This window comes from Nostoc sp. CHAB 5715 (assembly GCF_020829685.1).
Classification (GTDB): Bacteria; Cyanobacteriota; Cyanobacteriia; order Cyanobacteriales; family Nostocaceae; genus Nostoc.
Window position 1 is genome coordinate 1 of sequence record NZ_JAIVFR010000079.1, and the last position, 12,363, is coordinate 12,363.

At 42.4% G+C, this 12,363-nt stretch carries 14 protein-coding genes; 10 read left to right on the top strand and 4 right to left on the bottom strand.

The window, feature by feature from the left end; translation table 11 throughout:
* Positions 1 to 412: DUF4394 domain-containing protein (locus tag LC574_RS06645; protein ID WP_229452215.1), on the top strand; the 412-nt coding region annotated here is incomplete at its 5' end.
* Between the two features lie 242 nt (positions 413 to 654).
* On the opposite strand, the gene LC574_RS06650 is transcribed toward LC574_RS06645, so the two are convergent.
* A complete protein-coding gene (locus tag LC574_RS06650; RefSeq protein ID WP_229452217.1) occupies positions 655 to 1,296 on the bottom strand; it encodes a type I restriction endonuclease in 642 nt (213 codons plus the stop codon).
* A gap of 650 nt (positions 1,297 to 1,946) precedes the next feature.
* On the opposite strand from LC574_RS06650, the gene LC574_RS06655 reads away from it, so the two are divergent.
* From LC574_RS06655 to LC574_RS06675, 5 genes are all read left to right on the top strand, one after another.
* Positions 1,947 to 2,648 carry a bacteriorhodopsin gene (locus LC574_RS06655; protein ID WP_229452218.1) on the top strand — a complete coding sequence of 234 codons (702 nt, stop codon included), beginning with the start codon at positions 1,947 to 1,949 and terminating at the stop codon, positions 2,646 to 2,648.
* Positions 2,649 to 2,935: 287 nt separating this feature from the next.
* A complete protein-coding gene (locus LC574_RS06660) occupies positions 2,936 to 3,952 on the top strand; it encodes a YihY/virulence factor BrkB family protein (protein ID WP_229452220.1) in 1,017 nt (338 codons plus the stop codon).
* Positions 3,953 to 4,107: 155 nt separating this feature from the next.
* A complete protein-coding gene (locus LC574_RS06665) occupies positions 4,108 to 4,659 on the top strand; it encodes a DUF421 domain-containing protein (protein WP_229452237.1) in 552 nt (183 codons plus the stop codon).
* A 40-nt stretch (positions 4,660 to 4,699) separates the two neighbouring features.
* Positions 4,700 to 5,995: an adenylosuccinate lyase gene (gene purB, locus LC574_RS06670; RefSeq protein ID WP_229452221.1), complete on the top strand. Its 1,296-nt coding sequence runs from the start codon at positions 4,700 to 4,702 to the stop codon at positions 5,993 to 5,995.
* A gap of 165 nt (positions 5,996 to 6,160) precedes the next feature.
* Positions 6,161 to 6,667, top strand: a complete 507-nt coding sequence (locus tag LC574_RS06675) for a hypothetical protein (RefSeq protein ID WP_229452223.1) — start codon at positions 6,161 to 6,163, stop codon at positions 6,665 to 6,667.
* 13 nt (positions 6,668 to 6,680) lie between these two features.
* Here LC574_RS06675 and LC574_RS06680 read toward each other — a convergent pair whose 3' ends face one another.
* Positions 6,681 to 7,382: a DJ-1/PfpI family protein gene (locus tag LC574_RS06680; protein WP_229452224.1), complete on the bottom strand. Its 702-nt coding sequence runs from the start codon at positions 7,380 to 7,382 to the stop codon at positions 6,681 to 6,683.
* Between the two features lie 99 nt (positions 7,383 to 7,481).
* Positions 7,482 to 8,369, bottom strand: coding sequence for an AraC family transcriptional regulator (locus tag LC574_RS06685; RefSeq protein WP_229452226.1), 888 nt, complete (start codon positions 8,367 to 8,369; stop codon positions 7,482 to 7,484).
* 170 nt (positions 8,370 to 8,539) lie between these two features.
* Between LC574_RS06685 and LC574_RS06690 the strand changes: the two genes are divergently transcribed.
* Both LC574_RS06690 and LC574_RS37835 read left to right on the top strand, forming a co-directional pair.
* A complete protein-coding gene (locus LC574_RS06690; RefSeq protein ID WP_229452228.1) occupies positions 8,540 to 9,091 on the top strand; it encodes a DUF4126 domain-containing protein in 552 nt (183 codons plus the stop codon).
* Positions 9,092 to 9,342: 251 nt separating this feature from the next.
* Positions 9,343 to 9,471: a hypothetical protein gene (locus tag LC574_RS37835; protein ID WP_267871438.1), complete on the top strand. Its 129-nt coding sequence runs from the start codon at positions 9,343 to 9,345 to the stop codon at positions 9,469 to 9,471.
* On the opposite strand, the gene hemH is transcribed toward LC574_RS37835, so the two are convergent.
* Complete coding sequence (gene hemH / locus LC574_RS06695) at positions 9,412 to 10,578, bottom strand: ferrochelatase (protein WP_229452230.1); 1,167 nt, start codon at positions 10,576 to 10,578, stop codon at positions 9,412 to 9,414. The two genes, LC574_RS37835 and hemH, sit on opposite strands and share 60 nt — an antisense overlap.
* Positions 10,579 to 10,671: 93 nt before the next feature.
* Between hemH and LC574_RS06700 the strand changes: the two genes are divergently transcribed.
* Together LC574_RS06700 and LC574_RS06705 are read left to right on the top strand one after the other, a co-directional pair.
* Positions 10,672 to 11,295 carry a class I SAM-dependent methyltransferase gene (locus tag LC574_RS06700; protein WP_229452232.1) on the top strand — a complete coding sequence of 208 codons (624 nt, stop codon included), beginning with the start codon at positions 10,672 to 10,674 and terminating at the stop codon, positions 11,293 to 11,295.
* Positions 11,296 to 11,665: 370 nt separating this feature from the next.
* A complete protein-coding gene (locus LC574_RS06705) occupies positions 11,666 to 12,184 on the top strand; it encodes a DUF29 family protein (RefSeq protein ID WP_229452233.1) in 519 nt (172 codons plus the stop codon).
* Positions 12,185 to 12,363 lie beyond the last annotated feature (179 nt).

Genomic DNA, 12,363 nt, shown 5'->3' on the forward strand with positions numbered 1-12,363 from the left:
CCAAAATTTCCGTACCAATGTAGATACTGGTGCAGTCACTGTCGATACACCCCTAGCTTATGCTACTGATGATGTGAACGCCACAGTTGACCCCAACATTACCGGTGCCGCTTACACAAATTCAGTTGCTGGAGCCACATCAACTCAACTTTTTGGCATTGACTACGATCTTGACGTGTTAGTACTGCAAAACCCACCCAATGATGGCACTCTCAGAACAGTGGGCAAGCTTGGTGTTAACTTTGCACCGATAAGCGGGTTCGACATCTTTACAAATGCACAAGGCAGAAATACTGGCTATGCACTGTCTGGTTCAGTTCTTTACACTATTAACCTATCTACTGGCACTGCAACTCAAATCGCCAATGTACCTAAAGGTAACTTCATTGGTTTAGCCGTTATATCAAAGTAGGCATCCCCAAGCTCGACTTGATCTATTAGACATCTCCGAAAATGAATGTAGAGACGTTGCATTGCAACGTCTCTACAAGGGTTTCAGGTAACGCATAATTAATTTCTGGAGATGTCTAAGCCGTCGAATTCACGTTCTTTTTAAGGGGAGCCAGCGACGGGTACGCAGGGGTCTCCCCAAGTGGAGCGACTGGCGTGGGTTAGGGGGAATCTTTATACAACTTGATACTTTTCAAACAACCTCTAAGACGCAGCAGAGATTAACTGACCAATACGCTTGAGAATTTGCAAAACGTCGTACAGTTCTCTCGCGGATGCAAACGGAGCAAAGACTCTTGACAAATCGTACTGTGGTGTATTTGTTTGCGTCACTTTGACAAATAAAATATCATCTCCATTCGTCACCACCCCAAACACAGGTTTACTGGGGTTGGGGTTAGCCATCATATAAGCTAAGGCTTGCGGTACAGCCGCCCAAACTGACAGTGTGGTTTTTTTCGACTCCAACACCATCACCCACAACTGATCTTGTAACACTAAAACGTCAATCCGCCCGCGCAGTATTTCCTCGCCATCATCCAGCACTAGTTCGACGGATGATTCAGCCTTAATTCTGAAAGGAGGATCGTAAAATCCAGAGAGTGCAAGTATTGGTGACACCAACAACAATATAACTGTCCCTTCTAGTAAATCACCTCCGGCACGGTGATAAAGATACCTGCGCCGCACGACATCCACAGAGGCTTTTTCCGCTTCTGTAATTTCAGACAATCCCTCATACCACTCTGGAAAAAATTTCTCGTCTTCAACACGGACAAAACCGAATCGGTTTTCTGCATCCTGAAGAGTGGTAATCGCTTCTGTAATTGCTGCCGTTTGTGTCATTGCTTTTAGGTAACAGTTGCTTTGCTACATTATCAACATGGGCGGATCTTTAATTATCGCCAATTGGCGCGACGCCGAATAGCCCGCACTTCGGCATGGTTCGACTCCGCTCACCAGCCGCTCAGTGACCAGAAATAAAAAGGTACAAGCCCACTTCGGCTACGCTCAGTGCATCGCCTAAATTTATTTATGGAAAATAAAAAAATATGTATGTAGTGACACGTAGTGCAAGAAATACTACGTCAGTTGACTCAGAGCAAATAAATTTATTTATGGGCTTGGTAAATTTTTGACTTTTGACTTTTGACTTTTGACTTCCCCAAAGGGGCTGACCATCGTAGACATCGCATTCTCAAACTAGCACAGACTATTGCAGATTTAGTAATAAAGTATTGCTCTAGAGGAGACTGCTTGTGCTGAACTAAAGTGCAAGCTACTAAAGTCTAATTTTTGATTGTATTTAAATTAGATTTTACTAATTTTTTATTAATCTAAAATCTCCCTTAAAATACATTTATTAATGATTAAGACTAGTACAATAAGAAATAAAAATAATGGTTTCTATGCAAGCAAAAACAAATAAGGGTAACTAGTAAAAGTTCTCCTTAGCAATTTATCATTAATAGTTACCAACAAGCAGGAAAATCTTTATGGTTCAAACTTGGCTGTGGATTGGTGTCATCAGTATGGCGCTGGGTTGTGCTTTTTTCGGCGTAGGCGCACACAATGGGAAAAATGAACGCTGGAAAATACTGTATACACTTAATTTTTTCATTTGCTTAATTGCTAGTGGGCTGTACTTAGCAATGGCATTCGGTCAAGGAGTTAACATCATCAATGATCGTCCAACTTATTGGGTGCGATTTGTCACTTGGTTTTGCTCAACGCCGCTGTTGTTGTTGGATCTGACTTTCTTGGGAAAAACCAGCCTGCTGATTACAGGTAGTTTGTTAGGAGCAAACGCCTATATGCTTGCCACTGGCTTCCTTGCCACAATTACACCCAAGCCGATCAGCTACATCTGGTATATTGTGAGTTGTGGTGCTTACGCGGCGGTTTTCTACTTATTAGTGAAGCCCTACCGGATCGAGGCAGAACGCAAACATCCCAGATCCAAGCAAGCATTCCGCAAGCTGGTAACTGTGCATCTGGTGCTGTGGACACTCTATCCAATTGTGTGGATTCTTAGTCCAGAATGGTTTAACGCTTTTGGTCAAGGTGGGGAAACAATGGGTTATACGCTACTAGATATTGCCTCTAAAGTCGGGTTTGGTTTTCTATCGTTAAACACCTTACGTAATTTAGAACAGGCAGGAGAATCAGTTACTGAATCGGAAGCGTTATATGAGTAAGTATAAATTTTCAGTCCGAGGCAATAGAATAGCTAACCGAATTAGGGGAATCAATCAAGGTATTATGCGATCGCTGCCACTGCATTTTATATGCTAAAGCGATCGCACTACCTATTTTCTACCAAAAAGCAAATTATTTATAGATATTCCCATTAAGGAAATTACCGACTCTGCTAAATTCTTCCTCAAGGACGCTTCAAAAACTCCCTTGGGAGGATGTCGTTACTAAGCAAATCAGTATCCAATATATCAGGAAGTAAGCGACATGCCCTAAGGAGACTGATTGAATGAATTTGCAGGCGATTTGGAAGTTATTACAAGAGACATTCAAAGAATGGAGTGAGGATAAAGCCTCACGGTTAGCGGCGGCGTTAGCTTATTACACGATTTTTTCTATTGCACCATTGCTAATTATTGTAATTGCGATCGCAGGGGCAGTATTTGGAGAAGAAGCGGCAAGAGGTCAAATCGTTGGACAAATTCAAGGTTTAGTCGGCCCAGATGGCGCAGGGTTTATCCAAACAGCCATCAAAAATGCTAACAAACCACAGACAGGAGCGATCGCTTCTATCATTAGTGTCGTAGTTCTCCTAGTGGGTGCTACTGGTTTATTTACCGAGTTGCAAGATTCCCTCAACACGATTTGGGAAGTGAAACCGAAACCCGGACGCAGTGTAACTAACATGATTCGCCTACGCGTTTTATCCTTTGCAATGGTGATCGGTATTGGCTTTTTACTTTTAGTTTCTCTGGTAATTAGTACGGCATTAGCAGCATTAGTAACATACTTTAGTAACTTGCTCCCAGGTGTAGATTTCCTCTGGCAGATTATCAATTTCATCGTCTCTTTTGCCATCACTACGTTCCTGTTCGGACTCATTTTTAAAGTTCTACCAGATGTCAAAATTGCTTGGAGTGATGTTTTAATTGGAGCTATGCTCACCTCCTTTTTGTTTTCTATCGGGAGATTTTTGTTAGGACAATATTTAGGTAATGGCAGTTTTGGTTCAGCCTATGGTGCAGCTGGTTCACTGGTGGTAATCTTAGCTTGGGTTAACTATGCCGCGCAGATTCTTTTCTTCGGTGCGGAGTTTACCCAAGTTTATGCCAGAAGGTACGGTAGCGGCATAACCCCATCTAAACATGCTATACCTTTATCTGATAACACGGAATATAATGGCAAGGCTCCAACGGGGCAATCGTCCACTAAGAAAAAGCCCTCTTCTAATTTTATTAATCGCTTGTTACAGTCTTTCAATAAGCCCAAGCGTTTAAAACAGAGAAGAAAAAATCAGCGATTTTAATTCCTGATTGTTAAGAATTTAGGTTTATAAATCTGATAGATGTTGAAGTATTTAACCTCTAATAAAAGTTAGTCTTATTCATAAGACCACAGATAAATAACCTGATACTGGATTTTTTCCAGAAATCTATTGAGAAAGGAAGAAAATCAGTGCTAATAGAAAAATGGTTTTTTATCAATTGGCAGGCAATCTTTGTTCCTAGCATCAGCGTCTTTGAGTTGATTATCCGTGGTTCGCTGGTTTATTTAGCGCTGTTTTCAGTGCTACGTTTTCTTCCTAGCCGACAACTAGGAACACTAGGAATTACTGATTTACTCGTAGTTGTGCTATTTGCTGAAGCTGCCCAAAACGCTATGGCGAGTAATTATACATCGATTACTGAAGGCGCTATCCTGGTAGGAACTGTGATTTTTTGGAGCTACTTGCTGAACTGGTTAGGTTACAAAATACCCCAGTTCCAACGTTTTCTGAATCAGCCACCGCTGCTACTGGTAAAAAATGGTCGGATGATTGAGCGTCATTTGCAACGAGAGTTAATTACAGACGATGAGTTGATGAGCAAGTTACGCCAGCAAGGTGTGGAATTTTTAGCAGATGTGAAGTTTGCATATATGGAAGCTGACGGCACGATTAGTATCATCACTTTCGACTCCAAAACTAGTACCGTCCCTGAGCAAAAAGCAGCACTAAAAAGCGATCTACATTAATTAGATTGTAAAATATGACGGTTGTATTCTGTGCCGAACTGTGATTGAGCGTTATACTTTACCAGAAATGGCTAATCTGTGGAGTGAAGCCTATAAGCTAAAAACTTGGCTGCAAGTCGAAATTGCTGTTTGCGAGGCTCAAGCTGAACTAGGTTACATTCCATCTCAGGCGGTTGAGGAAATTAAAGCCAAGGCAGATTTTGACACCGATAGGGTGCTGGAAATTGAGGCTGTAGTCCGCCACGATGTCATCGCTTTCTTGACAAATGTCAACGAATATGTAGGTGATGCAGGACGCTACATTCACCTGGGTTTAACTAGTTCGGATGTTTTGGATACAGCTTTAGCACTGCAATTAGTTGCCAGCCTGGATATATTATTGCAACGTCTGGAAGATTTGATTCAGGTAATTCGCCAAAAAGCACAGGAACATCGTCATACAGTGATGGCTGGTCGATCGCATGGTATTCATGCTGAACCGATCACTTTTGGTTTCAAGCTAGCTGGCTGGTTAGCTGAAGTGTTGCGACATCAAGAACGCCTAAAAATTCTCCACCAAACTATTGCCGTGGGTAAGATTTCTGGTGCGGTAGGAACTTATGCTAACGTTGAACCGCATGTAGAAGCAATCGCTTGCCAAAAACTCGGACTAAAACCCGATACGGCCTCAACTCAAGTTATTTCCCGCGATCGCCACGCCGACTACGTGCAACAATTAGCTTTGGTAGCGGCATCCATCGAACGTTTTGCTGTAGAAATTCGCAATCTGCAAAAAACAGACGTTCTGGAAGTTGAAGAATTCTTCGCCAAAGGTCAAAAAGGTTCCTCAGCAATGCCACACAAGCGTAACCCCATCCGTTCAGAACGGCTGACGGGAATGGCGCGACTCGTCAGAAGTCATGCCGGTGCAGCTTTGGAAAACGTTGCTCTTTGGCATGAGAGGGATATTTCCCATAGTTCTGTAGAACGGGTGATTTTGCCAGATGCTTGTACTTTGACGCATTTTATGTTGATAGAAATAACCGACTTGGTGAAAAACCTGTTGGTTTATCCTGAAAACATGGAAAGAAATCTCAATTGTTACGGCGGCGTTGTGTTCAGCCAAAAAGTCCTGCTTGCCTTGATAGACAAGGGACTTAAGCGCGAGGAAGCTTATGCGATCGTCCAAGAAAACGCTCACGCCGCTTGGAACAAGCCAGAAGGCAATTTTCACGACTTAATTAGCAAAGACCCTCGTGTTACCCAAAATTTGTCCCCAGCAGAAATTGAGGTGAATTTTGACCCCCAACAGCATCTCATGCATTTAGAAGAAGTTTACCAACGGCTGGGTATTTAGCTTTAATTGGTAATTGGCATGGGTTCATAGGGATTACGAATTGGTATAACTCCTATTTACTTGAAATTGGTGGTAAAAAACCGCACGCCAGTCGCCTCAATGCAGGCAAAATACACCCAGCCCTGGCTCATCTACACCAGGCTTTACCCACATAGCCTTTGGCTTATGCGGAGCAGTACATGGGTTACAAAGCGATTAATTAGACTTGCCGACGAGTCTTTGATACTCGCCGATGAGTCTTTGATACTCGTCAACGAGTCTTTAATACTCGCGGACGAGTCTTTGATACTCGTCAACGAGTCTTTGATACTCGCGGACGAGTCTTTGATACTCGCGGACGAGTCTTTAATACTCGCTGATGAGTCTTTGATACTCGCGGACGAGTCTTTGATACTCGCTGATGAGTCTTTGATACTCGCGGACGAGTCTTTGATACTCGCGGACGAGTCTTTGATACTCGCTGATGAGTCTTTGATACTCGTAAATGGAGCTTTTGTATGGAATACAGCGAATTTTAATTTGATAAAGTACACAACTTATATCATGTCTGGGATGCAAAGCGTCCACAGCCTAAGTCCTACGCAATTGCGCGTGGGTATCTCCAGCAAGAACTGCCAACTCTTGGAGACGCACTCGCGTTCGTCCTCCTACCTCCTGAATTCTGAATTCTGAATCCTGAATTCTGCTATATTTTCGCCCCTAACCGGATTGCAGCTTGCCGAGACTCTGCCAATGTTGCTACAAAAATTTCTGCACCCGCTTGTTTAACTTGTTCTTTAACTGCACCTGCTGTTTCAGGAGAGCCAGCATTAAATGGTGGAGCGGGATTATACTCTAACAACAATTGGATAAATTTTGCTGTTTCTTCACCGCACAGTTTTGCTGCAACTACAAGTCCAAAGTCAATTCCTGCGGTAACACCGCCGCCGGTGATGCGATTTCTGTCAACAACAACACGTTCATTACTTACTTCAACTCCCATTGAAGCCAGACAATCCCGGAACATCCAATGGCAGCCTGCTTTGTAACCTTGAAGTAATCCAGCCGCTGCTAAAATCAGCGACCCTGTACAAACTGAGGTGATGTATTGGGCGTTGTTTGCTTGTTTTTTCAGAAATGTTAGCACTTCAAAATCACGCATTATTTCCACAGTATTCATCCCACCACCTGGAACACATATGACATCCAATTGTGGACAATCAGCAAAAGTATTTGTTGGATGCAGAATTAAACCACCTATATCTTTAACAGGTTCCAGATTTCTCCAAATCAAATGCACACGGGTTGTGGGCAATGACGAGAATACCTGATAAGGGCCAGTAACATCCAATTGGGTAAAGCCTGGGTAGATTAACAAACCGATGTTGTATTGATTTGAGTCAGTCATATTTACCTTGTCAAATATTCATTTCTACTAGCCTCACTGTAGGCAAACATAGAAGTGAATATCTTGTAGATTTTTAAGATTTTTTTTAGTAAATTCTTGCTATTGAGAACGCATGGCTTTTGGAGTGATACCAACCAAACGCTTGAAGTGCTTAGTCAAATGGCTTTGGTCTGTAAAGCCACACTCTTGGGCAATTTCAGCAATGCTTAACTCCTGGTTCTTCAACAGTAGCTTTGCTCTTTCTATCCGTTGTTGAGTCAAATATTTATGGGGAGTTATGCTGACTGATTGTTTGAAGAGATGGCAAAAATAATACTGACTGACTCCTACCAGTTCAGCGATGTCTGCTAATTTGATATCTTGGTCAAGATGTGTATTGATGTAGTCAATTGCTACCTGTAACTTGTTCTTGGCAAAACCATCAGGATAGGTTTTAATTAAGGGTTTACAGGTAGCATAAACTTGGAGCAAACGCACTGCTAGCATTGTCGCAGCTGATTCACTAAAAAGCCTACCTGTTTTGCATCCCTCTTCAATCTCTGCTTTAAGTGCTTCTGCGGTGTGCTGAATGATCGGGTCAATGATGGAAAATTGCGGGATAAGTTCAACATTTCTCTTCACTGACTCATAGGCTACCTTCTCCACAAACTTGGGACAGAGAGTAAGTATCAAAAATTCTCCCTCTCTGTCCCAGCTTAGGCACTGGCTAAGGTGTGCAGGGGTTAACTGAATTAGGCCATTATCTACCAGTTGATTTCTGGATTTACCATCTTTGCGGACTTTCAGGTGGAATTGATTGTAGGCGATCGCTATGACATGATGAGTCAAATAGTGTTCAGTCGTGGAATGAGCAGGATGGCGATAATAAAACATGCCAATGCTGTCCCATCTTGCTTGTTGACTCGATAAAAGAGGAGCTTGAGGCAGAATCTGAAGAGATTCCTCCTGCTTGATTAAATTAACCAGAAGCTGTTTGCTATTAGTCATCCTACAGGCTTTAAAACATTTACTAGTAGCTCAGATATATAAGCTGCCCAACCTCAACGAATAAATGTGTTGCGTAAGTCCTATAAATTTTAGTTCAGTGCTGGAATCATTACCAGCAGTGGGTAGTATAAATAACAAATACTTGCTTATCTAGCACCCAGAGTGCCCTAATGATTGAAATCCTAGCTACACTTTCAGCCTCTGCGGCAGCAGGAATGAGAATAGGCATCCCTTTGCTGATTATTGGACTATTGCAGGGTAGTAACTTCTGGTCGCAAGTTCCAATTTTATCTCACATTTCTCCACCAATATTATTAGGTTGCCTCACCAGTTGGTCATTAATTGAATTATTAGCCTCAAAAAAGCTATGGGGGCAAAGATTGCTACAACTAGTTCAATTATTCATGTCTCCCGTCGTGGGGGCAATTATGGGGTTAGCAGTAGCTAGTGCAACAGCAACGCCAAGCTGGTTGATTGCCTGTATTGGGGGTTCGTTAGCTTTAGTACTCCAGCTAGTTCAAGTTGGTTGGTTCTATCGGTTACGTGGTTTACCGTTGTGGGCAGTCTTTCTTCAAGATACCTTGTGTGTTGCTCTAGTACTTTTTGCCTTTGATGCTCCCTGGCAAGGAGGATTAATTGCTTTAATACTGCTCTGGTTTGCAGTTCGTAGCGCGAAGCAGTGGTATGACTGGTATCACAAGGGCAGGGGGCATAGGGCATAGGGCATGGGGCATTGGGAATGGGGAATGGGACACTAGTAGGCGTAGGTTGGGTTGAGGAACGAAACCCAACATTATCAAGGTTTTGTTGGGTAACGCTTACGCTCAACCCAACCTACTATTCTTCTTAACCCAAGCGTATTGGGGCATGGGGCACTAGGGACAAGGAGAGAAGTCTAAAGACCACGTTTCATTAGATGGCTACGTCATCCTCAACGGGGTATAGAACTTCTCCTAACGGAGACACTACGCGAATGCAGGGACAAAGGAAGAGTTTTCCAATGCCCAATGCCCAATGCCCAATGCCCAATGCCCAATGCCCTTTATTGCAAAAGTCCAATCATGTGCAAGAAGCCATGACCGGTAATCAACTCTATGATTAACGCAATAAAACCGAGCATGGCAATCCGCCCATTCCATACTTCAGCACTAGTAGTCAATCCCCATTCCCAACGCTCTTGGGGGTACATTTTCACCCTTTTTTTCATTTGGGCAGCTTGCGAAAGCTTGAAACTGGGGTTTTTCAGCGCATCAATCACCAAGTCTGCAAGTGCATTAATAAACACTGGATGGGTATTGGGAGCAGGAACACGACGGAAGTTGTGAATTCCTGCTTCTTCTGCTACTTCCCGATACTCAATATCAATTTCTTGCAGTGTCTCGATGTGTTCTGAGACAAAACTGATAGGCACGACAACCAAATCTTTCACGCCTTTTGCGCCTAGTTCTTTGAGGGCATCCTCAGTATAAGGTTGGAGCCATTCTACTGGGCCGACGCGACTTTGGTAAGCTAAGGTGTGGGCATTGGGTCGATTGAGGGTCTGCATAATCAGAGCAGTACATTCCTCAATTTCTTGCTGGTAAGGGTCGCCAGCCTCTTCAACGTAGCTTTTAGGAACGCCGTGAGCACTGAAGAATATATGAACCTCATCCGGATTAGGAAACTGTTCGAGTTCCTGGACTACGAGTTCCGCCATTGCTTGCAGGTAGCCTGGTTCTTTGTACCAGGAAGGAATGACGGTGTATTCAATGGGTTGAAGCTTTGGGTCTTCTTGCCAAAGTTTTTCTAAAAGCCGGAAGCTAGAACCACTCGTACTGATAGAAAACTGGGGATATAGTGGTAATATTACCAGGTGTTCTATATTATCTTGGGTAATCTGTGCGATCGCCTCTTCTGTATAGGGATTCCAATAACGCATTCCCACGTAGATATTGGCTTCTTGCCCTAAATAACTCAACTGTTCTTTTAAAGCTTCCCCTTGTGCTTCTGTGATCTGCCGCAGTGGCGAACCACCACCGATTTGCTTATAATTCTCTTGAGATGTTCTGGTTCGCCGCGAGGCAATAAACCAGGCTAAGGGCTTTTGCAACCAGCGAAATGGTAGGCGAATAATTTCCGGATCGGAAAATAGGTTGTACAAAAACGGCCCGACATCCTCTAGCTTATCGGGGCCACCGAGATTGAGTAATAAGACGCCTACACGACCCATAGCAGTTACTTTCCCCCAATCTTTTCAGGTTTTTTACTAATGTTAACAATATATCTTTATTAAATATAAAGCTTAATAGCAAGGAAATATGCAATGGCAACAATTTTAAGAGATTGGAGTTACCGCTATCAGTGGCTGTATGATGGTATCTCTCGTTTAGCAGCCTTAAGTGTAGGTGGTGAAGCCCGTTTTCGGCAACTTGCTTTGCAAGGCTTAACAATTCACTCAGATACTCAGGTCTTAGATTTATGTTGCGGCAGTGGTCAAACAACACAATTTTTGGTAAAATTATCACAAAATGTAACAGGATTGGACGCTTCACCCAAGTCTTTGCAACGGGCGCGGCAAAATGTACCATTAGCAGTCTATCTTGAAGGTTTTGCCGAAAAGATGCCATTTGCAGATAATCTATTTGATGTGGTGCATACCAGCGTTGCATTACACGAGATGCAGCCTGAGCAATTGCGAAAAATTATTAGTGAAGTTTATCGGGTGTTGAGGCCAGAAGGGATATTTACACTGGTGGATTTTCATGCTCCTACGAATCCGATATTTTGGCCTGGGGTATCAGTGTTTTTGTTGTTGTTTGAGACGGAAACAGCTTGGCAATTGTTGAAAACTGATTTGCCTGGATTGTTAACTGAGACTGGATTTAATGTGAGTGAGCCAACTTTATATGCAGGTGGTAGTTTGCAAGTGATACAGGCTCAGAAGTGAACAATACTGCTTTATTAATGGCAGTAAGATACTCTGCTATTAATAAAGTATAGGTGATTGTTATATAGGAATCGTATTTGATTTTTGAAATTATCTACAGAAGAAAGGGAGTGGGGAGTAGGGAATAGGGAATAGGGAATTAGGCTTTTCGAGTTGTACCGAGCTTTTTCAGAAATCAAATATTAGTCCTATATAGCACTTCTCATTTGCATGAAGTACATTTTTAAACCTCACCCCCAACCACTCTCTTTGCCAAGGAGAGGGGAGTGTCTGCACCCATCAAATACGGGGTGAGGTCGCAACTGTATTGCACCCAAGTGAGAACTGCTATATTCAAATTAGCATGATGAAATTTTGAGGTTAATAACAAATGACACAGGAATTAATAGACCTCAGAACTTGCATCCAAGAAGGACGTTACGCAGATGCCTTGGTAATTGTTGATGAATTAGAGGGCATGAGTAAACAAGCTATTCTGCGGAATATCCAAGCTTATTTAAGGATTCTGCTGATTCATTTGATTAAGAACCAACTAGAGCAGCGATTAACCAATTCTTGGGTTGCTTCTATTCGTAATTCACTTATAGAAATTAAGAAACTCAATCTCAAAGACAATAAAAAATCCTATTATATAAATTTAAACGAATGGGATACTTATATTGAAGATGAAATAGAAATAGCAGTGCGTGATGCCAGTGTGGAAGTTTTGAATGGAATGTATAATGAATTCCAACTTACTGAAATGGTGGATAGGAACCAGATTATTCAGACTGCTTTGAAGTTTTTGGTGCTAACTTATTCCTATTCAGCTAAAGAGTTACCCGCAGTTGTGGCTGAAAATTTAACTCAGCTAGTTGGTGGAGAAGATTGGAAAGCAGGTAGGCGATAAAAAAATGACCCAGGAACTAATAGACCTCAAAAAGAGTATTTTGGAAGGACGTTATGCAGATGCCTTGGCAATTGTAGATGAATTAGAAGGGATGAGTAAAAAGGCAATTCTGCGGCAGATTAAATCGTTTTTAAGAATTCTCTTAATTCATTTGATTAAGAATCAACTAGAAAAACGAT

Coding starts and splice junctions, on each gene's coding strand:
- LC574_RS06650 (WP_229452217.1), bottom strand. CDS start 1,296: ATGACACAAACGGCAGCAATTACAGAAGCGATTACCACTCTTCAGGAT.
- LC574_RS06655 (WP_229452218.1), top strand. CDS start 1,947: ATGGTTCAAACTTGGCTGTGGATTGGTGTCATCAGTATGGCGCTGGGT.
- LC574_RS06660 (WP_229452220.1), top strand. CDS start 2,936: ATGAATTTGCAGGCGATTTGGAAGTTATTACAAGAGACATTCAAAGAA.
- LC574_RS06675 (WP_229452223.1), top strand. CDS start 6,161: ATGCGGAGCAGTACATGGGTTACAAAGCGATTAATTAGACTTGCCGAC.
- LC574_RS06680 (WP_229452224.1), bottom strand. CDS start 7,382: ATGACTGACTCAAATCAATACAACATCGGTTTGTTAATCTACCCAGGC.
- LC574_RS06685 (WP_229452226.1), bottom strand. CDS start 8,369: ATGACTAATAGCAAACAGCTTCTGGTTAATTTAATCAAGCAGGAGGAA.
- LC574_RS06690 (WP_229452228.1), top strand. CDS start 8,540: ATGATTGAAATCCTAGCTACACTTTCAGCCTCTGCGGCAGCAGGAATG.
- LC574_RS37835 (WP_267871438.1), top strand. CDS start 9,343: ATGCAGGGACAAAGGAAGAGTTTTCCAATGCCCAATGCCCAATGCCCA.
- hemH (WP_229452230.1), bottom strand. CDS start 10,578: ATGGGTCGTGTAGGCGTCTTATTACTCAATCTCGGTGGCCCCGATAAG.
- LC574_RS06700 (WP_229452232.1), top strand. CDS start 10,672: ATGGCAACAATTTTAAGAGATTGGAGTTACCGCTATCAGTGGCTGTAT.
- LC574_RS06705 (WP_229452233.1), top strand. CDS start 11,666: ATGACACAGGAATTAATAGACCTCAGAACTTGCATCCAAGAAGGACGT.